At 36.4% G+C, this 24,232-nt stretch carries 16 protein-coding genes; 6 read left to right on the top strand and 10 right to left on the bottom strand.

The features are described 5' to 3' along the window. Positions 1 to 252: 252 nt before the first annotated feature. From AC07XN_RS13560 to AC07XN_RS13540, 5 genes are all read left to right on the top strand, one after another. Positions 253 to 3,333: a SusC/RagA family TonB-linked outer membrane protein gene (locus AC07XN_RS13560; protein ID WP_494743469.1), complete on the top strand. Its 3,081-nt coding sequence runs from the start codon at positions 253 to 255 to the stop codon at positions 3,331 to 3,333. A 26-nt stretch (positions 3,334 to 3,359) separates the two neighbouring features. After that, positions 3,360 to 4,943, top strand: a complete 1,584-nt coding sequence (locus tag AC07XN_RS13555; RefSeq protein ID WP_494743468.1) for a SusD/RagB family nutrient-binding outer membrane lipoprotein — start codon at positions 3,360 to 3,362, stop codon at positions 4,941 to 4,943. A gap of 197 nt (positions 4,944 to 5,140) precedes the next feature. Continuing rightward, on the top strand, positions 5,141 to 8,413 hold the full coding sequence (locus tag AC07XN_RS13550) for a VCBS repeat-containing protein (protein ID WP_494743467.1): 3,273 nt from the start codon (positions 5,141 to 5,143) through the stop codon (positions 8,411 to 8,413). 39 nt (positions 8,414 to 8,452) lie between these two features. Then, positions 8,453 to 9,784 (top strand): vanadium-dependent haloperoxidase, encoded by a 1,332-nt coding sequence (locus AC07XN_RS13545; protein ID WP_494743466.1) that lies wholly within the window; start codon positions 8,453 to 8,455, stop codon positions 9,782 to 9,784. Positions 9,785 to 10,304: 520 nt separating this feature from the next. After that, positions 10,305 to 10,790 (top strand): hypothetical protein, encoded by a 486-nt coding sequence (locus AC07XN_RS13540; RefSeq protein ID WP_309914061.1) that lies wholly within the window; start codon positions 10,305 to 10,307, stop codon positions 10,788 to 10,790. A 130-nt stretch (positions 10,791 to 10,920) separates the two neighbouring features. On the opposite strand, the gene AC07XN_RS13535 is transcribed toward AC07XN_RS13540, so the two are convergent. The 8 genes from AC07XN_RS13535 to AC07XN_RS13500 form a co-directional block, all read right to left on the bottom strand. Next, the gene (locus tag AC07XN_RS13535; protein WP_494743465.1) at positions 10,921 to 12,384 is read right to left on the bottom strand and encodes an amidohydrolase; all 1,464 of its coding nucleotides are present in this window, start codon (positions 12,382 to 12,384) and stop codon (positions 10,921 to 10,923) included. Between the two features lie 21 nt (positions 12,385 to 12,405). Further along, positions 12,406 to 13,131, bottom strand: a complete 726-nt coding sequence (locus tag AC07XN_RS13530; RefSeq protein ID WP_323246074.1) for a nitroreductase family protein — start codon at positions 13,129 to 13,131, stop codon at positions 12,406 to 12,408. A gap of 105 nt (positions 13,132 to 13,236) precedes the next feature. Further along, positions 13,237 to 13,860, bottom strand: coding sequence for a gliding motility lipoprotein GldD (gene gldD / locus AC07XN_RS13525; RefSeq protein WP_309914078.1), 624 nt, complete (start codon positions 13,858 to 13,860; stop codon positions 13,237 to 13,239). Positions 13,861 to 13,915: 55 nt separating this feature from the next. Continuing rightward, a complete protein-coding gene (locus tag AC07XN_RS13520) occupies positions 13,916 to 14,695 on the bottom strand; it encodes a TIGR00266 family protein (RefSeq protein ID WP_309914080.1) in 780 nt (259 codons plus the stop codon). Positions 14,696 to 14,804: 109 nt separating this feature from the next. Then, positions 14,805 to 15,593 (bottom strand): lysophospholipid acyltransferase family protein, encoded by a 789-nt coding sequence (locus AC07XN_RS13515; RefSeq protein ID WP_494743464.1) that lies wholly within the window; start codon positions 15,591 to 15,593, stop codon positions 14,805 to 14,807. Between the two features lie 320 nt (positions 15,594 to 15,913). Then, positions 15,914 to 16,648: a LytR/AlgR family response regulator transcription factor gene (locus AC07XN_RS13510; protein ID WP_309914085.1), complete on the bottom strand. Its 735-nt coding sequence runs from the start codon at positions 16,646 to 16,648 to the stop codon at positions 15,914 to 15,916. Positions 16,649 to 16,935: 287 nt separating this feature from the next. Then, entirely contained in the window at positions 16,936 to 17,979 is a 1,044-nt protein-coding gene (locus tag AC07XN_RS13505) for a sensor histidine kinase (protein WP_494743463.1), read from the bottom strand. A gap of 279 nt (positions 17,980 to 18,258) precedes the next feature. After that, positions 18,259 to 19,464, bottom strand: a complete 1,206-nt coding sequence (locus AC07XN_RS13500) for a pyridoxal phosphate-dependent aminotransferase (RefSeq protein WP_309914092.1) — start codon at positions 19,462 to 19,464, stop codon at positions 18,259 to 18,261. Between the two features lie 283 nt (positions 19,465 to 19,747). Between AC07XN_RS13500 and nhaD the strand changes: the two genes are divergently transcribed. Then, positions 19,748 to 21,031, top strand: a complete 1,284-nt coding sequence (gene nhaD, locus AC07XN_RS13495) for a sodium:proton antiporter NhaD (protein ID WP_494743462.1) — start codon at positions 19,748 to 19,750, stop codon at positions 21,029 to 21,031. 308 nt (positions 21,032 to 21,339) lie between these two features. Here nhaD and AC07XN_RS13490 read toward each other — a convergent pair whose 3' ends face one another. Both AC07XN_RS13490 and AC07XN_RS13485 read right to left on the bottom strand, forming a co-directional pair. Next, the gene (locus tag AC07XN_RS13490; protein WP_494743461.1) at positions 21,340 to 22,557 is read right to left on the bottom strand and encodes a peroxiredoxin family protein; all 1,218 of its coding nucleotides are present in this window, start codon (positions 22,555 to 22,557) and stop codon (positions 21,340 to 21,342) included. A 148-nt stretch (positions 22,558 to 22,705) separates the two neighbouring features. Continuing rightward, positions 22,706 to 23,947 carry an RsmB/NOP family class I SAM-dependent RNA methyltransferase gene (locus tag AC07XN_RS13485; protein ID WP_309914100.1) on the bottom strand — a complete coding sequence of 414 codons (1,242 nt, stop codon included), beginning with the start codon at positions 23,945 to 23,947 and terminating at the stop codon, positions 22,706 to 22,708. Between the last annotated feature and the right edge of the window lie 285 nt (positions 23,948 to 24,232).

The raw sequence follows: 24,232 nt of genomic DNA, 5'->3' as shown, positions 1-24,232 counted from the left end.
GTATTAAATATATATAAATTTTATTTACAAATAAATGAAATTGTACTAATTTAAATTAAATAAATAGTATTTCTCAACAACAAAAGTGGGGCGGGCTGTGTGACTAAAACTAATCAATTGAGCAACAAATTAATTAATAAATAAAGTTATGTACTCCAAAACCCAATTCCCTCCTTAAAGTCTTTATTACATTTTTTTGACCTAGGTCAAGTTTATTAAAGAAGTCTATTTTTCACTGTAATCTTAAAAAAAATGAAAGCATGCAAAAGTAATTTTACTATGTTAATTACTGCATTACTACTCTTTTCAAGCTCGCAGCTTTTTGCTCAGGCTATAAAAGGTAAAGTTTCTGACAGTAATCAATCTGCCTTGGTGGGTGTTAACGTCCTTATTAAAGGAACTACCAAAGGAACAGTTACCGACGTTTTAGGTAACTACTCGCTTAATGTACCAAAAGGAAGTACATTAATTTTTCGTTCGCTAGGATTCGCTACTAAAGAAGTAGAAGTTGGAGATCGCACTGTTGTTGATGTTGTATTAGAGGCTACTGCTGCAAGTCTTGATGAAGTTGTTGTAACTGCCTTAGGTGTTCAGAAAGATAAAAAAGCACTTGGTTATGCTGTATCAGAATTAAAAGGTAGCGAATTTACACAAGCTCGTGAATTAAACCTTGGTAATGCTCTTTCGGGTAAAATTGCAGGGGTAAATGCTACGAGTACTGCTACTGGTCCTGGTGGTTCTAGCCGTGTAATTATCCGTGGTAATGGTTCATTGGGTGGTAACAACCAACCATTATACGTAATCAACGGTGTACCTATTGATAATACGAACGTAAACTCTGCTGGTATGTGGGGTGGTTTTGATACGGGTGATGGTTTGAACTCAATCAACCCAGACGATATCGAATCGGTAACAGTTTTAAAAGGTGGTGCATCTGCTGCTCTATACGGTTTCCGTGCTGGTAGTGGTGTAATTTTGATTACTACGAAAAGTGGTAAATCTCAAAAAGGCTTAGGGGTTGATTTCAACTCTACTTATACTGCTGAGACGCCATTGAAATTGTCTGATTATCAATATCAATACGGTGCTGGTACGCGTGGTGCAAAACCAACAACAGCTGACGAAGCTCTTGCTGCTGGTAAAATGTCATGGGGTGCTAAATTAGATGGTTCTCCTGTAATTCAGGCTGATGGTGTTTCTCGTCCTTATGTAGCTCAAAAAGATAATATCAAGAACTTCTACAATGTAGGAAGTACATTCTCTAATACGCTTGCAGTATCAGGTGGTAGCCAGAATTTGAACTTCCGTTTCTCAATGTCGAATGCTGATTCAAAAAGTGTTGTTCCTAATGCTACTTTTGGTCGTAAATCATTTAACTTGAGTACGAACGGAAAACTTTCTAATAAGCTTGTATTTGAAAGTGTGGTACAGTACAACCTTGAAAAAGGCGAAAACCGTTCATTCTTATCTGATACTCCTAAAAACCCTAACGTGGCGGCTCAATTATTGGCAACAAGTATTGATATTCGTACTTTGGCTCCGGGTGTTGATAGCCGTGGGTATGAATCACTTTGGAATGATAACGTGTATGCGCAAAACCCATATTTTGCTACTACTAAAGTAAAAAATACTGACGACCGTAACCGTTTCATGGGTTCTTTCAACTTGCGTTATAACTTCAACGATAATTTCTATGCGAAAGGTCGTTTAGGTACAGATTATAACCAATTGAAATTCTGGCAAATAGAGCCTACTGGTCTTGCATATAGCACAGCTGGTAGCATGAGCCAAAGCGAACGTAAGATTGTAGAAACTAATGCTGAGGTAATAGTAGGTTTCCAAAAGGAATTAAGTGATTTTTCAGTAAATGCTTTTGTAGGAGGAAACCAAATGGTGAGAACTAATGAAGCTACAGGTATTAGTGGTAGCCAGTTCAATGTTCCATTCAATTATTTCCCAAGTAACTTGATTTCAAGTAACTGGAGTTATGAGTATAGTAAAATTGCAGTAAACTCAGTGTATGGTTCTGCTGACTTTTCTTACAAAAATATGTTGTTCTTGACGCTAACAGGTCGTAATGACTGGTTCTCTACGTTAGCGCTTAGTAATAATAACATCTTTTACCCAGGGGTAAGTACTGGCTTTGTTTTCTCTGATGCTTTAGCTTCTCGTCCAAATTGGTTGACTTATGGTAAAGTGCGTGCTTCTTATGCAACTGTAGGTGGTGGTTATCCTGGTGCTTATGCATTGAACTTGCCATATACTTTGCAGTCGAACCCATATTTCTCATATCCATTGATGAATATTGGTAGCAACACAATTCCAAACTCAACGTTGAAACCAAACTCAACTACTACTTCTGAATTAGGGTTTGAATTGAAAACTTTGAATAACAGATTAGGAATCGATTTAACATTATATAATCGTGTTACTACTAATGACGCTGTTAAAGCTTCTGTTTCTTCTGCAAGTGGTTACCAAGATGTATTGTTGAACGTAGGTCGTGTTGAAAACAAAGGTATTGAGATTTTATTGACTGGTAGTCCAGTAAGAACAAGTTCATTCAAATGGGATGTTAGTTACAACTTTGCCTATAACGACAACAAAGTAGTAACAATTGCTCCAGGTTTGAAAACACTTTCTATGGATGAGTCTAGAACACGTAACGGATATATCTATAACTTCGAAGGTCAGCCATTTGGTATGATTGCTGGTTATAGAGCTAAGAGAGATGCTGCTGGTAATATCGTTTATAACAAAGCAACTGGTTTGCCAATCCAAGGAGAATTTACTCAGTTGGGTAGAGGTGTACCTCCAGTAACAATGGGTTTAACTAATTCGTTTAGCTATAAAAACTTCAACATGAGCTTCTTGATTGATGCTAAGTTCGGAGCTTCGTTATATTCAGCAACTAATGCTTTTGCTACTAGATATGGTTTAACACAAAGAACAGCTGAAAATGGTATCAGAGAAACAGGTGTAACGGTTAAAGGTGTTGATGAAAACGGTGAAGCGTTTACTAAAACGATTTCTGCTCAAGATTACTTCACTGGAATCTCAACTACTATCACAGACGAGTTTGTTTATAATGCTAATTACGCAAAGTTGAGACAATTGACATTTGGTTATACATTCCCTAGATCAGTATTGGGTAAATCGCCAATTCAATCATTGAGTATCTCTTTTGTAGCTCGTAACTTGTTGATGTTGTTCAACAACGTGCCAAATGTTGACCCAGAATCTACTTACAACAACAGTAATGCTCAAGGTTTAGAAATGTTTGGTGTGCCAACTACACGTAGTTTCGGCTTGAACTTAATGGCTAAATTCTAGTTTTTTTACTCAAAACTTTTGAAATAATGATTAGATATATAAAACAAAAAAGAGGATTAATGCTAACAGGTATGCTTACGGCAGCCTCATTGTTAGTGTCGTCATGCGATAGTGGTTTCGAAGAAATGAACAAGAACCCTAACGCCCTTACCGACCCAGTTTTAGAAAACTTGTTTACTTATAACATCGTTAAAACTGCTGGTACTGGATACGAAAACCACCGTGCCAACTTGATTTATTGTGGTGCAATGATTCAACATTTTGCTTCATTGAATACTTATTGGTCGGGTGATAAATATTTATCAAACGTTGAATACTATAGTGCTTATTTTGACACTGGTTACCAAAACCAAGTAAAAGAAATTGAGCAAATTGTATCTTTAACAAAAGATAATACTGCATTAAGTAACAAGTACAATATCGCTAGAATCTGGAGAGCCTATATCTATAGCCGTATGACAGACCTTTATGGTGATATTCCTTACTCTGAGGCTGGTAAAGGTTATTTGAATAACGTATATTCTCCTAAATATGACAAACAAGCAGATATTTATGCTGATTTGTTAAAAGAATTGGAAGCGGCTGGTACAGCTTTAGATGCTTCAAAAGCAACTTATGGTGCTGCTGACCCTGTGTATGGTGGCGATGTTGCAAAATGGAAACGTTTTGCTAACTCATTGATGCTTCGTTTGGGTATGCGTTTAACTAAAGTTGATGCTGCTTCTGCTCAGACTTGGGTGAAAAAAGCTATCGCTGCTGGTGTAATGCAAAGCAATGATGATCTTGCTAAGATTAATCACCAAAATACCAACGATAACAACCGTAACTTAGATGGTAATACTTTGAGAACTCAAGAGTATGATGCCGCTAACTTGAAAGGTAAAGCTAATAGCAAATTGAGTAATACTTTTGTTTCTTTCTTGAAAAACAATAACGACCCTCGTTTGCCTTACATTGCTACATTATGGCAAGGAAATGCTGATGCTACGCAATTACCGACAAGCTCGGCTCCAGCTGTACAAAAAGGTTTGCCAAATGGTTATGACGTTACGACAATCAAAACGTTGATTCCTACTTGGAGTGACAATTCTTTGGCTGAATATTCTGAAGCAAACCTAAACTATATCGCTAGTCCAGCAGCTCCAACAGTATTCCAAACGTATGCAGAAGTTGAATACTTATTAGCTGAAGCTGCAGTGCGTGGTTGGGGCGATGGCCAAGCGGCTACTCACTACAACAAAGGTGTTACAGCGGCTATGAAAATGTTTAGTATATATGGTGCAACAATTTCTGACACTGATATTACTACTTATTTGACGGCTCACCCATATACAGCGACAACTACAGATGCTCAGATGCAACAAATCCATACTCAGTATTGGGCTGTTAACTTCTTGAACTCTTATGAAGCGTATGCAAACTGGAGACGTACTGGATACCCTGTATTAACTCCGACTAACTACATTGGTAACGAAACTGGTGGTGTTATTCCTCGTCGTTTGAAATACCCTCAGTCAGAAGCAAGTAAAAATGCTACTCAGTACAACGCTGCAATTGCTCAGCAAGGAGCTGACTTGTTTACTACTCGTATGTGGTGGGATAAACAATAATAATAATGTTTTGGGCTTTAGGGTAAACCTAAAGCCCATAGTACAACTTATAATATTAAAGCTATGTCAAAATGCCTCTGTTTACGGAGGCATTTTGACTGATAAAGAAGTTCTAAATTTTGTATCTTAATTTTATTAAGTTATATTTTGATTTGTAATACCCCCTAACCAATAATTCATCACAAATTTAGAATCTTATGAAATTGACTTATGCATTGTTCCTACAAATGTTGTTTGGGTTAATTACAAGCACTGTAAATGCCCAATTCAGGTTTGTGCCCTCCACTGAGTCTGGTGTAACTTTCGTGAATCAGTTAACAGAAACTGAAAAAAGAAATGTATTAGCTTATGAATACTTTTACAATGGTGGTGGTGTAGCAGTTGGTGACTTGAATAACGATGGATTGCTCGATTTGTATTTTACAGGTAATATGGTGCAAGACCATATCTACCAAAATGTAGGTAATCTAAAGTTTAAAAATGTTACGCAACAAGCAGGAATAAGTAAAGGGAATGGATGGAAAACAGGGGTGACTTTAGTAGATATTAACCAAGACGGTTGGCTAGATATTTATGTATGTTATTCAGGAGATGGTGATGCAAATTCCCGCCGCAATAAATTGTATATCAATCAAAAAAACTTCATTTTTCAAGAAAAGGCCTCAGAATACGGTCTTGATTTACCTACTAATTCTACGCAAGCTGCATTTTTTGATTATGACAAAGACGGTGATTTAGATTGTTTTTTACTCAACCATAGCATCAAAGATTATAAACGCTTTGATGCCTCGGTGCTAAAATCTCAGCGTGATGAAACCGCTGGCGACCGTTTGCTTAAGAATGAAAAGGGAAAGTTTGTAGATGTCAGTATACAGGCTAATATCAAAGGCAATCCTTTAGGTTTTGGATTAGGCATTGCTATTGCTGATATTAACCTTGATGGGTGGCCTGATATTTATGTTTCAAACGATTATATCGAACAAGATTATCTGTATATCAATAATGGGGATGGTACTTTTACAGATAAATTAGAAGAGTCAGTTGGTCACTTGAGCCAGTTTTCAATGGGTAATGAAGTAGTAGACATGAACAATGATGGTTTACCAGATATTTTCACCCTTGATATGCTTCCTGAAGACAACCGCCGACAAAAACTGTTGTATGGCCCAGAGAATTATGAAAATTATAAAAGCATGATTCGTAATGGTTTTTATCACCAGATTATGCGGAATATGCTCCAACTGAACAATGGTGATGGTACGTTTAGCGAAATCGGCCAGCTAAGTGGTATCTCTAATACAGACTGGAGTTGGTCGCCTTTAGTAGCTGATTTTGATAATGATGGGTTTAAAGATTTGTTTGTGACCAATGGATACCTGCGTGATTATACCAACATGGATTTTATGAAGTTTTATGCAGACAAAGAACTTAAAGCCGCTCAGGGAAGTCCGACTGCCATGATGGATATTTTAAAAGAAATGCCCTCTACAGCTACTCAAAACTATATTTTTAGAAATAACGGAAGATTGCAGTTTGAAAATAAAACGAAAGATTGGCACTGTGATCAGCTTTTATTATCGAACGGAGCAGTTTATGCAGATTTGGATAATGACGGAGACCTAGAAATTATTACCAATAACGTAAACCACGAGGCCGCTATTTATCAAAATGAACATACAACACAACACTATTTAAAGGTACAGCTTGGCGATATGGGTAAAAGCAGTACGTATGGTGCTAAAGTTTGGGTATACAATCAAGGAAAAATGCAATATCGAGAGCATTATCCAACACGTGGATTTCAATCATGTATGCTGATGCCCTTACATTTTGGTGTAGGTGAACATACTTTGATAGATAGTGTCAAGGTAGTTTTTGCTAATCAGACTTCTCAAATATTTAAATCAGTAAAAGCAAATCAAGTTTTAACTGTAAGTCCAGAGAAAAACATTAAAGATATTCTTACAAAAGCTACAACCAGCTTATTTGTTGCCGTCAAAAAAGATACAATTCCTTACGGAAACGTTGAGGATGATTATAATGATTTCAAACGTCAGTTATTATTGCCTAATATGCTATCGTATGTGGGTCCTAAAGTAGCCAAAGGAGATGTTAATGGTGATGGTTTAGAAGATATTTATATTGGAGGCTCAAAAGGGCAATCGGGCGCTATTGTGATTCAACAAGCTGATGGTTCATGGTTAGGAACTGAGCAAGCAAGTATAGAAGCAGACATCATGTGTACGGATACGGATGCTTTATTTTTTGATGCAGATAAAGACGGCGACCTTGATTTATACGTAGTAAGTGGAGGTTATGCTTATTTGCCAGATGATTTATTACTTCAAGATAGGTTATATATCAACGATGGAAAAGGACATTTTAAAAAGGCAGAGGATAATCTAATTACGGGTGATGTAAATAGTGATGCCTGTGTTACTGCCTTAGATTTTGACCATGATGGAGACATTGATTTATTTATTGGTGGGAGGGGAGTACCTGGTTCATATCCACTTGCAATAACGAGCAGACTGCTCCAAAATGATGGAAAGGGCTTTTTTACAGATGTTACTAAAGCACTAGCACCAGCCTTTGAAAAGCTAGGGATGGTTACGACTGCACAAAGCTTAGATATTAATAAAGATGGATGGGATGACCTCGTTATTGCTGGCGATTGGCAACCCATAACCGTCTGGATAAACAATAAAGGTACATTTGTTCAACATGCTAATGCTATTGTAGGTAACGAACAGAAAGGTTGGTGGAATACAATGGAATTAGCCGATTTAGATAATGATGGAGATTTGGATGTGATTGCGGGCAATTACGGCTTAAATAATCAGCTAAAACCTTCAGATAAAGAGCCTGTGTCGTTGGTCTTTGGTGATTTTGACCAGAATGAAGCCATTGACCCATTTCTTTGTTATTATGTTCAAGGAAAAGCCTATCCTTTAGTCAGTCGTGACGAAGCCTTGAATCAAGTATTTGCCCTGCGTAGAAAATTTACAACCTATGCCGCTTATTCCAATGCCGAGCTAAAAGATATGCTAAATGCCGAGCAACTCAAATTAGCAGATACGCTCACAGCGAATTCCTTTCAATCGATTGTGCTAGAAAACAAGGGAAATGGCACATTTCAGCCCATAGCTTTGCCTATTGAGGCACAATTTGCCCCCGTCTATGCCATTAGTTTGATAGATGCAAACAAAGATGGTTTGAAGGATTTGATACTTGCAGGGAATCAGTTTCATAGTCGTATCAAAATAGGGAAAATGGACGCCAATTATGGAATGCTTTTTGTAAATAAAGGTAATTGCCAATTTGAATATTTACCACAATCTCAAACAGGTTTGCAAGTGAAAGGGGAAGTCAGAGATATTGTAATTACGAAAAATAAAAAAGGACAACAGTTGCATTTTTTTAGAAATAACGATACCATTTCAACTTATCAATTAAGTAATAATAATTAGGATAGCTGATAACATAACCACAAATAAAATAATAGTAAAATGAAAAAACAGGGTTTTATCCACGCAATAATGTGTTTGGGGATATTATTACAAACGAGCTTATATGCTAAAGAAACGCCTTCTTTGACAGATACAAAAGCTTATGTAAAAGCTTTAAAGCAACTTACCGATGTCATGGTGAGCGATGTTACGGGTCCCTGCGCAGCTGCACGTTATTATGCTTATGCCAACTTAGCCCCTTATGAAATTTTGTCGCATAACGTAGCCAATGCCAGATTAGTAAAGCTGAAAGGGAAGTTAAATGCCTATCCTAATTTTGATGATCTAAAATCTACTTCACCCATTGCAGAAGACTTTGCAGCTATTTATTCGTTATTAAGAATGGGCGAAGATTTGTTGCCCTCGGGATATACCTTAGAAAGTGCTCGTAAAGAATTGGTGAAAAATGTTGAACAGTCTCGAAAAATTACGCCACAAACTTTGCAAGTATCTATCGCTTATGCCGATTCTGTTGTAAAACGCTTAGTGAAATATGCGGCTAAAGACGGCTATGTAAAAACGAGTGGTTATTTACGATATACTCCTATCAATAAAGAAGGCTATTGGCAACCAACACCCCCAGCATATACAGAAGCCTACGAGCCACATTGGCGTACGCTCCGTCCTTTTGTGTTAGATAGCGCCGCTCAATTCAAGCCAACACCCGCTATTCCATATAGCAAAGATAAAAATAGTGCCTTTTTTGGACTCGTAAAAGAAGTGTACGATGCTACACAACATCTCACGAAAGAACAAATTCATATCGCTAACTTTTGGGATTGTAATCCTTTTTTCTTGAATCAAAAAGGGCATGTTAGTTTTGGTACCAAAAAAATATCTCCGGGTGGACACTGGATGGGTATTACAGGTATAGCTTGTTTACAGAAAAAAGTCAATCTAGCTGAAGCAGTACGTTGGCATGCCATGGTGGGCATTACGATGGCTGATGCCTTTATTTCTTGTTGGGATGAAAAATACAGAAGTAATAGAATTAGACCAGAAACCGCTATCAATCAACAAATAGATCCTAATTGGCGAGGATTACTACAAACGCCGCCTTTCCCTGAGTACACCAGTGGGCATAGCGTAATCTCTTCGGCAGTGGCAACTCTTCTGACGCATTTAGTCGGAGATAATTTTGCCTATACCGATGTGGTAGAAGTAGAGTTTGGTATTCCGAAACGTTCGTTTAAATCCTTCAAACAGGCTGCGTCTGAAGCGGCTATTTCTCGATTCTATGGAGGTATTCATTTTAAGGATTCTATAGAATATGGCGCAAAGCAAGGAGCTAATATTGGTAACTTTGTTATTAAAAAAGTAATTGCTCAATAAATCTTGCTTAAACGTATATTAAAGCAAGTAATAATATTTGTATTTGTAGAAGCTTTGTCAACTTTTTTAAAAGTTGACAAAGCTAATTCAGCTTACTTAACAAAGTAAGTTATTAAATTTTTTCAATCAACTTCTCCTTCAATTAAAAAGATAATCTTTTTGCCAGCTTCATCTTTACAATCATCCCTTTTTTGCACCGTTTAACCTCATCCGTTAGTGCTATATTTCATTTATTCGTTGTTTTAGATTTGCCATACATGATGTAGCGAATTTGAAGCATTCAATAAATAATAATGATTTTTTTCCCCTTATAGACTTATCTCGTAGAGCTATTTACTCAAAAAACGAGATGATTGACGATTTATAGCAACTGGTATAATTTTTTAATAAATAAGCTTACTACACTTATCAGCTTATCTGCCTAAATATGGTAATATTCACTACAAAATTATAGTATTTTTTTGCGAATGATTAATAAAGATAGAGTCGTCATCCATTTTATAACATCAACACACATATCATGAAAATTACCAACGAAGAAATACTGAAAGGCTTGATTAATATCTTTAAAATTAATCGTCAACGTATAGAGGTATATTGCAAACTATCTGAGACAGTCTATACGCCAGAGTTGCAACAACATTTTAAAACGCAAGTGGATGAATCTACCTCTTTACTCAATGAGTTGAATCCAATCTTATACCAATCGCTTGAAAATCCAGAAAATCCAGTGCTTTATGAAGATTCGGAAATAGACCAATCTGTATTCTATTTTGGGATGGCACGTGCTTCAAATAATATAAGAACGGTAATGATTTCTTGCCAGTTCGGAGACGAGTTTTTGATTAAAACTTATCAAAGAGTCTTAGGCTTTTTGGAAGTAAATCACGTATCAGCATTAAATGACATGTTGTCTGGTCATTTGAAAAGTATTGGACATACAGACTTTAATATGGAGAGTATGTTTTCATGTAATCTGACGATGAAGTATTTTAAGTTGCAGTAGGGTATTATTATAAAAAATATTTACTATTACTGACCTAACTTGTATTTGCTATAAACATTTAATCCCTTTGGGATTTGAAATTATAAAACCGTTAAGATTAAATGTTTATAGCAAAAAACAATCCTCTAACCTATTTACGATAATCCAAAGCTGGTTTTCTGTCTCCTAATAAGGCTTCATATTTAAAATTAGCGCCTCTTTTTTGTTCCCACTCAGCTTTTGCTTTGTCGATTAATGTTTGGTCTTTGAAAAGATCGATGGCTGTACAAGCAATGGTTTTAGCCGCCACAATCATTCCTTTTTGCCCAATACCCATACCACTCGCCGCTGTTGATTGCCAGCTATGTGCAGATGAACCCGGAACCCAAGTAGCAGTTTGTAATCCCACCGTCGGGACTGTCCAACTAACATCACCTACATCTGTAGAACCTCCGCTTGTAGCACTTTCAGCACCATCACGAAAATCTTTTACCTGTGCAGCATTTTCGATAGGTTGTTTTTGTTCGCCGAGGGTTTCGCTTAGCGATAAGGCAAATTTCTTTTCTTCTTCATTGTAAATCACGCCTCCTACTTTAGCTAAGTTGGCATGCATTACATTGGCCAAGGTAATGTTTGGTAATAAGTTAAATACCCCTCCTAATATTTCCCATTCTACTTTAGTCCCAGTTCCCAAAGCAGCACCTTGTGCCGCATTTTCAATGCGTTTCCAAACGCTTTTTAATATTTCACGGTCTTTATGACGAGCATAATAATATACTTCTGCATAGGCAGGCACTACGTTTGGTGCTTCGCCACCTTTAGTAATCACATAATGAATACGAGTATCCTGAGGAATGTGCTCACGCATCATATTTACCATCATGTCCATGGCTTCAACACCATCTAAGGCAGAACGTCCACGTTCAGGTGAAGCAGCAGCGTGTGAGGCAATACCTTTGAAACGAAATTTAGCATTTTTGTTCGCTAAAGATGTACCCGCATCGGCTGAGTTTTGTGAGCCTGGATGCCAGTGTAATACTACATCTACATCGTTAAAGAAACCTTCGCGTACCATATACACTTTCCCCGAACCTCCTTCTTCAGCAGGACAGCCGTAAATTTTGATAGTTCCTTTCTGTCCTGATTTTACTAGATAATTTTTTACCTCAACCGCCGCTGCTACAGAAGCCGTTCCGAATAGGTTATGTCCGCAACCGTGTCCACCTTTTTGGTTTGGAATAGGACTTATTTCTGGAACTGCCTGTTGTGCTAAGCCTGGTAGTGCATCATATTCACCCAAAATACCGATAACGGGTTTGCCTTCTCCAAAAGTGGCTACAAAAGCCGTAGGAATGCCCGCAATACCAGCTTGCACGGTAAAGCCTTCTTTCTTGAGCTGTTCTTGCAAGAGCAATGAGCTTTTTTCTTCCATATAGCCCAATTCTGCAAAATTCCATATTTGCTTTGAGATACCTGCGTATTCATCAAAGCGTTTGTCGATATTGCTGATTACCGTTTGTTTATCGGTATCAGTAGCAACTGGTGTTGTTTTTTTCTTTTGGGCATTTCCCCAAAATGACATTAGCGTAAGGGCTAGTAATAATGGTTTTTTCATAAAATAAAGATAGTTTGTTAATTATACTGCAAAAATTACATCTTCGTTAGGCACTCTTATTCTGTCTGAATAAATACCTTCTGGTTTGCCGACACCACAGGCAATTATCATATTGATTTCGGCAGCAGGAGGGAGCTTCAATATTTTCTTGACTAAATCGCTATCAAAGCCTTCCATAGGGCAAGTATCATATCCATCTGAAGCCATGCTTAGCATAAAAGTTTGGGCTGCTAAAGCACAGGATTTATGGCACATTACACGCTGGTCGCCATGATTACGAATACGAAGAAATGGTTTGTTGAAACCCATAAAAAATACGATAATACTGCGTATAAGCGTATTGAGACCAAAGAAATCGTTGCGATATACCAAGGGCATCAATTTTTGATAATAAGCCAAAGCTCGCTCATCTTTCTTGGTTAATGTTTTGCCCTCAAATTGTTTATGGAGATTGGCTAAATTCCATTTTACTCTTTCTTTCCATTTATCTTGGCGGGTAACAAAAACTACTAATTGATTGGCTGTTTTTGCCGCCGATTGACCCATACAAGCTTTGTTAAGGGCCTCATGCACACTTTGTGTTTTTACTTGATAAAATTCCCAAAGTTGCATATTACTGCTATTGGCCGAAAGTACTGCAAGCGATAAGGCTTTAGAAACTACTGAATCATCGAAAGGGGCATTGTTATCAAAAACTCTTACAGAGCGACGTCTCTCAACAATACTTTTAAAAAGGGAGTCAGACATATATGGGAATTAGGAATAATTTGTAAGTGTAATTTACTCGAAAATCCTTAAAATAAAAAGCTAGTCCTTTTGAGACTAGCTTTTGAGATTGATATATTTATCATATTATTTTTTCCACTGCAAGGTATTTACCAGACGAATAACATCCTTTTTTAGGTATTCGATAACGGGCTCAAGAGAATCGCTTTTGAGGGCTGTATTAAAATACAATGCTCCACGTAAATAGTGTTTTGTAGAATCTGTGGTATAAAATTGTAGATACGTAGGTACTTCGCCTTCAAGCTGTATCAGCATTGCTTTTTGTTTTGCTCCCGTTGTTAATACATAATTTTGAATAGACGACGCTTTTTGATTATGTTTCGCAGCTAATTTGTAAGCATCGTCAATGAGCTTCGATAGTTTGTTGGGGTCGTTATTAAGGTTTTTATAGGTTAACTGAATCACCGCTTTATAGTTTGGATAATAGATGTATATCCAATGGGGCTCTGCCCATGCAACAGTATCAGGCTTTATGATGGCTTGACTAGAATACTGAAAAGTATAAGGATGATTTTCAAGCAACTGAACATACTTCGTAGGGGGTAAGTCAATACGGTTAAATCCTTTTGGTTTAGGTACATAATCGTTATTGTCTTGCTTTTTCCTACAACTACTAAGGCTCAAAATAAGAAAAGTGCAAGCCAACAGACTTGCACTACTATAAAAAAGGAATCTTTTTTTAATCATCATAAATAGTATCAATCAAAATTGTCAGCAAAAATAAGCCGATAATTTAGTTAATAGATTAATCGCCAAATATATTTCCTAAACCACCTATCACAGAGCCACTCTCTTTATTAGCATTTCCTCCGTATGGTGATAAAGTACGGATTAATTTTGATAATGGCATCGACTGAATCCAAACGCGACCAGTTCCACGAACGGTAGCCAAGAAGATACCTTCTCCGCCAAAAACCATCGATTTTAGGTTTCCAGCCTTCTGAATATCATAACTTAGTGTCTGTTCAAACGCAACAATACAACCTGTATCTATTCTGAGGGTTTCATTGTTTAATCTTTTTTCAATGATTGTTCCACCTGCATGCACAAAAGCTAAACCATCCCCTTGTAGTTTCTCTAAAATAAACCCTTCGCCCCCAAACAATCCTGCTCCAATTTTCTGATTGAAAGTAATGGAAATTTGTGTGCCTAATGCTGCACACAAAAAGCTATCTTTTTGGGCAATTAAGGTATTACCAGGGAGTGTTGAAAGGTCAATCGGTATAATTGTTCCAGGGTGCGGTGCAGCAAAGGCTACCTTGCGTTTCCCATAACCACGGTTCGTAAAATGTGTCATAAACAACGACTCGCCTGTTAACAAACGTGAACCAGCTTGAAATAATTTACCTATTATCGAATTGTCAGCACTAGAACCATCACCCATTTTTGTTTCAAAAACGATGCCTTCTTCCATATAACACATTGTTCCTGCTTCGGCAATAACGGTTTCATTAGGGTCTAATTCTACTTCTACCAGTTGGATGTCTTCTCCTATAATTTTGTAATCTATTTCGTGAGATCTCATGACTTTATCTTTTAGATTTTGATTGTTTATTTTGATTCAAAGTAAATTCTATCGTGTCAAATGATATTATTATTTTGGATAATAGGCAAAACAAACTTTTGATTGGACTTTATGACATACTTTCTTGAAAATTGCCCTGATTGTGATATGCCATATTCAACGTTCCTTGAACAACCTCAATAAATTGTTTTTTCAAAGTCTCAATATCATTAGTAGTCATTCCTATTGTTTCAATGGGCCGATGAACAATTACTTTAATAGGAGTGTGAGATAATAGATACTCACCATCTTTCAACACATGAAAATTATTAAGAAAAGTAATGGGGACTATAGGCACTTGTTGGCTAATAGCCATTAAAAAACCTCCGTCTTTAAGGGGAGTATGCATTTGAGGAGGATGCTTGGTTTTAATACCGCCTTCGGGGAAAATGATGATACTTCGTCCGTTTTTTAATGCCCTAAGCGAGCGAGTAAGCGAAGTTGTACGACTTTTTTTGTCGTTTCTATCTACTTGAATATGCAGTTTCCTAAACATATAGCCAAACAAGGGTACTTTCTTGAGGGCTGCCTTGCCAACAAATGCGTAATAGTTTTGAATAACCATGCCCATAACGGCAATGTCTATATAAGAAAAATGGTTAGCACAAAAAACATACGTTTTATTTATATCAATAGGGGCTTCAAATTTGATACGGATGGGAACGCCTATTATAGGGAAATATATTTTACCCCATAATCGGTTTAGATAGTGTGCTTTGGGTTTCCATGCTTCTTTCTGTAGAAAAAGCCAGAAAAAAGGAAAAAGTATAAGGAATAAAGAAACGAACCAGAAAACAGCCCAAACGGTATATAAAATTTTCAGTATACGCATAATAGCAAAGATAATAAAATCTGCCATTCAGTTGCTTGCCAAAGTAGAAATGATTCACAATAAAAAAGGTTTAATAGCCGCCACTATTAAACCTTTTTCTGAGTAATTTTTGAATTACTTTAAGTAAATGTACTTAACTTAAGGTAATAAAAGCAAGAGAAAGTACACTTTCGCAGAAATAGAATGATGAGGTCTGTATTAAGGGGTGGGGGAGTTTTAAAAACGTTTTGAAATGAGAAATTTCATGGTAAGAATTTAAAAAACCGTTCAAGTGCAGAACAAAAAAGGTTCTCAAAATATAAATTTTGAGAACCTCCTAAAATTATAAGCTATAAAATACGGCTGTACTAAATACCCATCATGTCTTTAAACGCAACAGAGTTCCTTGTTGAAATCTCTAATTCAATTCCATTGTTTAGTACTACTTTCATGCCGCCTTTGTAATAAGAATCTATCTCAGCAATGTATTCTGTATTGATAATTTGCTGGCGATTAGCTCTGAAAAATGTGTTCGGGTCTAGTCGCTCCTGAATTTTGTTCAGAGAACGGTGAATCATCGGTCGGTTATTTCCAAAATGGAAACGGCAATAATTCCCCACAGATTCAATCATGTATATTTCAGTAAGACGTACAAAGTAACATTTGTCTCCATCTTTTAAGAATATTCTTTTATCAGGCGGAAGTCTTCCTTCAGATACAGCCTCAGAGATTCTTGTTTGTTGGATTTCAGCACGGATTTTTTCTATCGTTCTCGCAAGTCTTTCGGCTTTCATGGGCTTCAACAGATAGTCCATTGCTTCTGATTCAAAAGCTTGAATAGCATATTGGTTATACGCTGTTACGAATACAATTTTAGGGATGAACTCAAGCTCATCCAATAAATCGAATCCATTTTTTTCAGGCATTTCAATATCCAAAAAAATTAAATCAGGCTGTAATCGATGAATCTTTTCAATAGCATCGTCCACATTTTCAGCCTCATCAATGATTTGAATGTCCTGATAATCTTGTAATAAATACTTTAATTCTTGGCGAGCTAACCTCTCGTCATCCACCAAGATAGTCTTAATTTTCTTACTCATTGGCTTAATATTGGACAAGTCTTGATTTTGGCGATCAACAGCTCTTGGAGAGTAAGGTTTTCTATTAGCCATCTCGCTTAACTGATTTGCAATAATTAATATAGGTCAACACCTGTGAGCCTTTCAGGGGTAGTTCTAGTACTTACCTAGTATTTTCCGCTAATATAGCAAATTCCATTCCATTTTCAAGGAATCTAATGGTGTTAATTAGCAATTTTCTCGTTAATTTTTTTTGATTAACGTTGAAATAAAGTTTTTTTGGGTAGAAAAACAACTTTATAAAAAATCTATATCTTAAAAGGAATACTTACTTGAGCCGTCACAATGTTATTTTCACATTCAATCGTCAGTGAGTCTTTTAGTCCATAATTGATAAGTAGTCTTTTATTAAGGTTTTCAAGTCCAATCCCTTTTCTTGTCTTATGTTCAGAGTTATCTGCCAAAATTGTGCCAGTATTTTGAATGCCAAATATTAGTACATTATTTTTTTTGCGGGCAAATACTGTAATATTTCCTCCATTTTTAAGTTTGCTAATGCCATGCTTTACAGCATTTTCGGCTAATAGTTGTAATGACATCGGCGGAACCCTAGCCAACAAGACTGTCTTGCTAATATCTGTTTTATAATTCAGGCGTTCGTCAAAACGCATTTTTTCAAGGTCTAGATAGTTTTTAACAAGTAAGAGTTCTTCTTGAAAAGTAATGTCTTTTAAATCATAAAATGATAGAGAAACCCTCAATAAATCAGAAAGCTTCATCGTAGCATCTCTGGCTATTTTAGGTTCTGTTAAAGTAAGCGACTGAATACTATTGAGAGAGTTAAATAAAAAATGGGGGTTTAGCTGACTTCTTAAACTAACTAATTCTATTTCTTTTACATGCATTTCTGCCTCCAATTTGGCTCTTTCTTCATGGATGGAACGTTTGGCAAACTTAATTCCATGATAAAAAATGAACCAAGGCATAATAAGCCTGAATGTTTTAACAAAATGAAAAACATGGCCTAAAAAGTCCGAATTAGTATTGGTTGAATAAGGAATAGTAATATTCCAAAAGAATAAGTTGATACTATAAACGATGATAGAAATAATAAAATTTGCCAGAATAGGGAATACTATAAACTTACGCCAATTTAATAATTCTATTTGTTTGTTATTAACAGCTAAATAATAAAGATGCGTACCAATGATAAAAATGCATAAGTTGATAAGACCTGAAATAAGGGCTGTATTGATGTTTACTTTATAATAGATATACTCGCTTGTTGTATAAATAATATATAGACTCCAACATATCAGTTGAATTGTCCAATATATTTCTTTCTTTCTCATACTACTTTGTATTAATGATTAGGCATTACATTACAATTTAATCAAAACAAATTTCATTAAATTGATATTTAATATGAATTTTCCATAAGTGTGAGATTTTGTTTATAAAAGTATTAATTACGAATTTTAATAGGTAGATTAAGTATAATTTTCGTAGAAAGAATAAGCCTTAGGGATTAAAGAAGGGTAATTAATGTTTTTTCCCTAGATTAAACAAAAGTCCACATGGTAAATACATACCTTGTGGACTTTTGTTTTCAAAAACACTAAAAAAATATATTATTTTAACTTAGCTACAGAAGTTTTAATTCTTTCACAAGCTTCAATTAATTGTTCGTCAGCAGCGGCAGTAGAGATACGAACGCAATTTGGAGCACCAAAGCTGGTTCCAGCTACAGTAGCTACAAAAGCATCTGCTAATATCCACATTGAGAAATCATCAGAATCTTTAATGGTAGTTGTTCCGTCTGATTTTCCGAAGTAATAGCTTACATCTGGGAAAGCATAGAAGGCACCGTCAGGCATATTTACTTTGAAACCTTCGATTTCACGTAAAAGACCTACTACTAAATCACGACGACGAAGATAAGCCTCTTTCATTTTGTAAGCCTCCTCTAAAGTACCATTGAAAGCTACCGTAGCTGCTTTCTGAGCGATAGAGTTTGTTCCAGAAGTAACTTGTCCTTGTAATTTTTCAACACCATCAGCAATCCATTTTGCCGCAGCGATAAAACCAATTCTCCAACCCGTCATGGCATGCCCTTTAGCAACACCATTAACTGTAATTACTTGGTCTTTGATTTCAGGGATTGAACCGATAGAAAAATGACCAGCATCTGTAAAGTTGATGTATTCATAAATCTCATCAGCCATCACAAAAATATTTGGATGTTTTGCTACAATTGCACCGATAGCTCTTAATTCAGCCTCAGTATAAACAGAACCCGTTGGGTTGTTTGGCGAAGCAAACATCACCAATTTCGTTTTAGGTGTGATAGCCGCTTCAAATTGTTCAGGTGTTACTTTGAAGTTATTATCAAAAGCACCATCTATTATGACAGAAGTACCTTCTGCTAATTTTACCATTTCAGAGTAAGAAACCCAGTAAGGTGCAAAGATAATTACTTCGTCACCAGGGTTAACCAACGTAGAAATTACGTTTGCTAAAGAGTGTTTCGCTCCTGTAGAAACTACAATATTTTCAGGGTTCCACTCAATATTATTATCACGCTTGAGCTTATCAGCAATCGCTTTGCGAAGGTCAGGATAACCAGCTACAGGCGAATAGCCATGGAAACCATCATCAATGGCTTTTTTGGCGGCATCGCAAATGTGCTTTGGGGTTTTGAAATCTGGTTCGCCTACTGAAAGGCTGATAACTTTGTGTCCCTGAGCAGCAAGTTCACGGGCTTTTTTTGTCATCCCGAGCGTTGCTGACTCCTCCAGTGCATTAATGCGGTCTGCGAGCGATACTATTGAACTCATTTTTTGCTAGAATTTATTTATGGAAATCAGAAAGCCTTTATGAAAGAACTTTCATTACTAAAAAATTAAATCCCACAAAGTTAGAAGAGTATTATGGGATGCGAAAGAAAAAAAGGAATTTATTGAGCATTTCTGCTGGCATTTTGTAAATAGTGAATGAAAATCTTGTATTTTTCCCTTGTTTGGGTATCCTTATTTTTAATAAAGGCTTTTCAAAATTGTGAATGTTTAAAATTAAAATGGATTTTATTCTACCTTTACTACCAATATAACAAACCGCATAATGCATATTTTAATTATCTCTATTTTTGTAATAGGCTATTTGGCCATCGCTTTAGAACATCCTATCAAAATTAATAAAACTGCTACGGCATTACTTACAGGAGTATTATGTTGGACTACCTACATGATATTCTCTTCGGAGAAAACGCCTGTTTTACAAGAACTATCACATCATCTTGGGGCAGTATCAGAGATACTTTTCTTTTTGTTAGGAGCCATGACTATCGTAGAATTGATTGACGCTCATCAAGGGTTTAAATTAATTACAGACCGTATTACAAGCCGTGATAAAGTTACTTTACTTTGGACGATAGCCTTTATTACTTTTTTCCTTTCTTCGGTATTAGATAACCTTACGTCTGCCATTGTGATGGTTTCGGTAATTAGGAAATTGATAAAAGAGGAAGAAACTAGAAAGCTGTTTGCAGGAATTGTGATTATAGCAGCCAATGCAGGAGGGGCTTGGACACCCATTGGAGACGTAACAACGACCATGCTTTGGATTGGTGGACAAATTACTACTATGAATATCATTAAAGTATTATTTATTCCAAGCTTGATTTCCCTCCTTATACCATTGATTTATATGAGCTATCAACTGAAAGGCTCGGTGAAAAAAGCTCAAGAAAAAGAGACTCAAATCCATGAGGCTGTCAATCAAAAACAGCATTCAATGATTATGCTTATTACTGGATTCAGCGTTTTATTGGGTGTGCCCATTTTCAAGACTATTACACATATGCCCCCTTATATGGGTATTTTATTGGGATTAAGCATTGTTTGGATTGTGTCTGAAATCTTGCATTCGGGTAAGGATGAGGAGGAGCGGAAGCCTTTTACAGTCGCACATGCTTTGAGCAAAATAGATACTTCGAGTATTCTGTTTTTCCTTGGTATCTTAATCGCTATTAGTGCTTTAGAATCTACCGACTTACTGACAGGATTGGCTACTTGGATGGATAAGACGATAGGAAACCAAGATATTATTGTAGTAGTGATTGGTTTGGCTTCTGCTGTGATTGATAACGTACCACTGGTGGCGGCATCAATGGGTATGTATGATTTAACAGCTTTCCCGACAGATTCAAAAATTTGGGAATTTATGGCTTATTGTGCTGGTACAGGGGGAAGTGTATTGATTATAGGCTCGGCAGCTGGTGTAGCAGTGATGGGGATGGAGAAAATAGATTTTCTTTGGTATATGCGTAAAATTAGCTTTACAGCATTGTTAGGTTACTTTGCTGGGGTAGGGGCTTATTTGTTGATTTATGCTTTGGTTCATTGATTTCAAAAGATACTACTTTAAAAAGGGTTGGGGAGAAATGATTTTCTTTTAGTCGTTGACTTAAGTCCTATCGATTACCCATATATCTATAAGTGCTTGATAATCATATTCTTATTCCTAGCGAGGGACTTAAGTCCCTCGCTAGGAATAAGAAATGGCTATGACAAGAGACGACCAAAGCTCGGTTTGAAAGGCGATTTAAGCCCATTCAAACCAATTTTATCAATAATCACATCTTCATTTCAACTTTTTTAAAAGATGTGGGTAATCGATAGGACTTAAGTCACCGACTAAAAGAAAGGTTATTGTTATTCTTTTATCAACTCATCAATTTTACTTTCAAACTCCTTCACCCATTCAGTATAATATTTACCTGTACCTGGACCAGAGAAACCTGCGTGTGTTAAGCGAATAACTCCTTTCTTATCCAATATGATGGTTGTAGGGAAACCGATAACTTGATTGAGCGATGGCAAACTTTGGGATGCACTTTCTGAATTGTTTAGCCCTGCATTTAATAACTGATAATCAATACCGAAACGTTTGCGAAGTAATGCCATTTTTTGTTTAAAGAATTCTGTGTCAGTCGATTTCTCATAAGCTAAACCAATTACTTCAAAACCACGTGCTTTGTTTTTATTATAAAAAGGCACCAAATAATTAGTTTCGTCCATACAGTTCGGGCACCATGAGCCTAAAATTTGTACCACTACCACTTTGCCTTTATAAGCATTGTCTGAAAGAGAAACTTTTTCGCCTTTTTCATTCAAGAATGAGAAATCAAAACGATCGTAGCCATCTTTCAATAACGTGATTTTACTTAAATCGGGGAGACTTGCGTTGTCATCTCTTTTCGCTTCAAAGTTTCTGAACCCTTTGATACCGCCGTAAAATTTGCCTGTGATTTGGTCACCTTCAACTTTTGCTTTTAATAAGAAAGCGTGCGAACCGTCGAAAGTAGAAAGGAACAGACTATCGCCAACAATATTACCATCCATATAGCGGTAATCGCCAGTGGTTGTCAAGAATGAACCTGTTACGGTAGTACCTTTTTGTTGGAAAGTCCCTACAGCATAACTAGCTTTTTGAGTTTCAGCATTGATGAAATTCACAGACCATTTACCTGTAGTATTACCAAGTATCGCCATTTTATTGGTTCTGAATCTGAATGCATAACCTAAAGTAGCTTGGAATGGAGATTGTGCAAAAGACTTACGACCCTTATTTTTACGATAAAAGCCTGTAAGGTTCTTATCACCTTTCTTCGCTATAATTTCAGCATCAAATAATGAAATAGGAATAATCAGCGAGTCGCCTTCTAAAGTAGCTTCATCTGTTTTGAATCTTTCAGCGGCATTTAATACGTAAACATCAAACTTTTTTTTGTTCTTAGTAGGTTTAATTTCAAGACCAAAAGGTAATGAACCACCGTCGGTTTGAATAGTTGCGCGCCAACGAGTAGCCACCTGTGCATCTACGTTTTGCCCAATCAGTGTGATTAAAAATAAAATGATTAATTTTTTCATTGTGTAATTTAATGATGTTAGTTGTTGATAAGTTTTACAGAAATTTTATTAGATACTACTAAACAAGTAAATAGATATACTAAATATAGTAAAAGAACATAAAAAAAACACTCAATGATTCATTTTGAGTGTTTTTTTATGCAAAATCCTATTTTTTCTGCAAGCAAGCCATGTAAAATCCATCATAACCTTCTTTAGCAGTAGAAGTACGGCGTTCGCCTAAAAACTCCCATTGGTCACCAAACTCAGCCATAAAGCGTCTAATGTGATTTTCGCTTTCAGAAGGTAAAAGGCTACAAGTAGCAAAAACCATTTTTCCCCCTTTTTTGAGCATCGCAGAATATTCAGTAAGGATATTCCATTGCGTTACTCTGAGGTTATCAATAAATTCTGGCGTCAATTTCCATTTAGAATCAGGGTTTCTACGAATTACACCTAAACCAGAACACGGTACATCAAGCAATAATCTATCGGCACTAGCTTCGTATTTTTTCAATACTTTAGGCTCAATCAATTTTACTTCTATATTATCTACACCATTTCTTTTGGCTCTTTTCATTAATTCAACCAGCTTGTATTCCTCCACGTCCATCGCTACAATCTTCCCTTTGTTTTCCATCAAAGCCGCTAGGTGAAGCGATTTTCCCCCTGCACCAGCACAGGCATCAATGACTCTCATGCCGGGCTGTACATCCAAGAATGGGGCAATCAGTTGCGAGCCTGCATCTTGTACCTCAAAGAATCCTTCTCTGAAATAATCAGTTCTAAAAATACTCTGGCGTTGTTTTAATATCAACGCATCTGGCAGACCTTCTGGAACGATGGTTTCGATATCTATTGCATCCAATAAATCTTGTAATTTATCTTGATTAGTCTTTAATCTATTGGCTCTTAGCACTACGGGTGCTTGTTCGTTCATCGCCATGATTTCTTCCGACCATTTTTCATCGCCTATTTCTTCTTCACATAATTGGTCGAGCCAATCAGGTACAGATTCACGAATTTTACGGATTAGCATACCTTCTTCAAAGCGGTCTAATATTTTGCCCGCTTGGATATGTGAAAATTCGTCCCATTTTGGCAAGAACTCAACATTATCAGCATTTGGGTACAAACGTTTTTTGATTAATAACCATGAGCCAACAATTTGCCAGAAGTAAGGGGCTTTGAGTTTATCTTCATAAAGATTGTTCGAGAAAAGTATTAAACGCCAGTAGCGGACAATTTCATAAGTAGTTTCGGCAATAAAGGCACGGTCGCGACTACCCCATTGCTTATTCGATTTCAAAGTCTGTTCAATTACTCGGTCGGCTTGACGAGGATTCTTAACAAAAAATATTTCTTGCAGAGCCTTTACGGTTGCTATCACTAATGGGCGATGAAGACGCATGCTAATCTTGGATTTTCAAATTTTGATACTATTAATAAATACAAAGTTCCGAAAATTTGTTGAGACTTGCTCTTTTTTATGGAACTGAGGGCTTTTAAATAGCCCTTTGAAAATATTTAATTTTATTTTGAAAAATAGTTTAATAATTTTTCAATGATGAAACAAAAACATACTGTCTGGCGTTTTACTATCATATCGCAAATAAAACAAACATGAGTCATCCCGAATTTTGGGCAAAATTTGTCCACAAGATATTGTGAATGGCTATTCTTATTCTGTAAATCG

The sequence above is a fragment of the Arcicella sp. GW458-12-2-14-TSB2 genome (assembly GCF_059423785.1).
The sequence above is the reverse complement of the archived record's forward strand: the minus strand, read 5'-3'. Positions and strand labels throughout refer to the sequence as shown.

Excerpts from the sequence above, each read along its gene's own strand:
- AC07XN_RS13535 (WP_494743465.1), bottom strand. The coding sequence starts at position 12,384 with ATGAAAAAACCATTATTACTAGCCCTTACGCTAATGTCATTTTGGGGA.
- AC07XN_RS13530 (WP_323246074.1), bottom strand. The coding sequence starts at position 13,131 with ATGTCTGACTCCCTTTTTAAAAGTATTGTTGAGAGACGTCGCTCTGTA.
- AC07XN_RS13515 (WP_494743464.1), bottom strand. The coding sequence starts at position 15,593 with ATGGCAGATTTTATTATCTTTGCTATTATGCGTATACTGAAAATTTTA.
- AC07XN_RS13505 (WP_494743463.1), bottom strand. The coding sequence starts at position 17,979 with ATGAGAAAGAAAGAAATATATTGGACAATTCAACTGATATGTTGGAGT.
- AC07XN_RS13555 (WP_494743468.1), top strand. The coding sequence starts at position 3,360 with ATGATTAGATATATAAAACAAAAAAGAGGATTAATGCTAACAGGTATG.
- AC07XN_RS13545 (WP_494743466.1), top strand. The coding sequence starts at position 8,453 with ATGAAAAAACAGGGTTTTATCCACGCAATAATGTGTTTGGGGATATTA.
- AC07XN_RS13490 (WP_494743461.1), bottom strand. The coding sequence starts at position 22,557 with ATGAAAAAATTAATCATTTTATTTTTAATCACACTGATTGGGCAAAAC.
- AC07XN_RS13540 (WP_309914061.1), top strand. The coding sequence starts at position 10,305 with ATGAAAATTACCAACGAAGAAATACTGAAAGGCTTGATTAATATCTTT.
- nhaD (WP_494743462.1), top strand. The coding sequence starts at position 19,748 with ATGCATATTTTAATTATCTCTATTTTTGTAATAGGCTATTTGGCCATC.
- AC07XN_RS13485 (WP_309914100.1), bottom strand. The coding sequence starts at position 23,947 with ATGCGTCTTCATCGCCCATTAGTGATAGCAACCGTAAAGGCTCTGCAA.
- gldD (WP_309914078.1), bottom strand. The coding sequence starts at position 13,860 with ATGATGATTAAAAAAAGATTCCTTTTTTATAGTAGTGCAAGTCTGTTG.
- AC07XN_RS13500 (WP_309914092.1), bottom strand. The coding sequence starts at position 19,464 with ATGAGTTCAATAGTATCGCTCGCAGACCGCATTAATGCACTGGAGGAG.
- AC07XN_RS13560 (WP_494743469.1), top strand. The coding sequence starts at position 253 with ATGAAAGCATGCAAAAGTAATTTTACTATGTTAATTACTGCATTACTA.
- AC07XN_RS13510 (WP_309914085.1), bottom strand. The coding sequence starts at position 16,648 with ATGAGTAAGAAAATTAAGACTATCTTGGTGGATGACGAGAGGTTAGCT.
- AC07XN_RS13520 (WP_309914080.1), bottom strand. The coding sequence starts at position 14,695 with ATGAGATCTCACGAAATAGATTACAAAATTATAGGAGAAGACATCCAA.
- AC07XN_RS13550 (WP_494743467.1), top strand. The coding sequence starts at position 5,141 with ATGAAATTGACTTATGCATTGTTCCTACAAATGTTGTTTGGGTTAATT.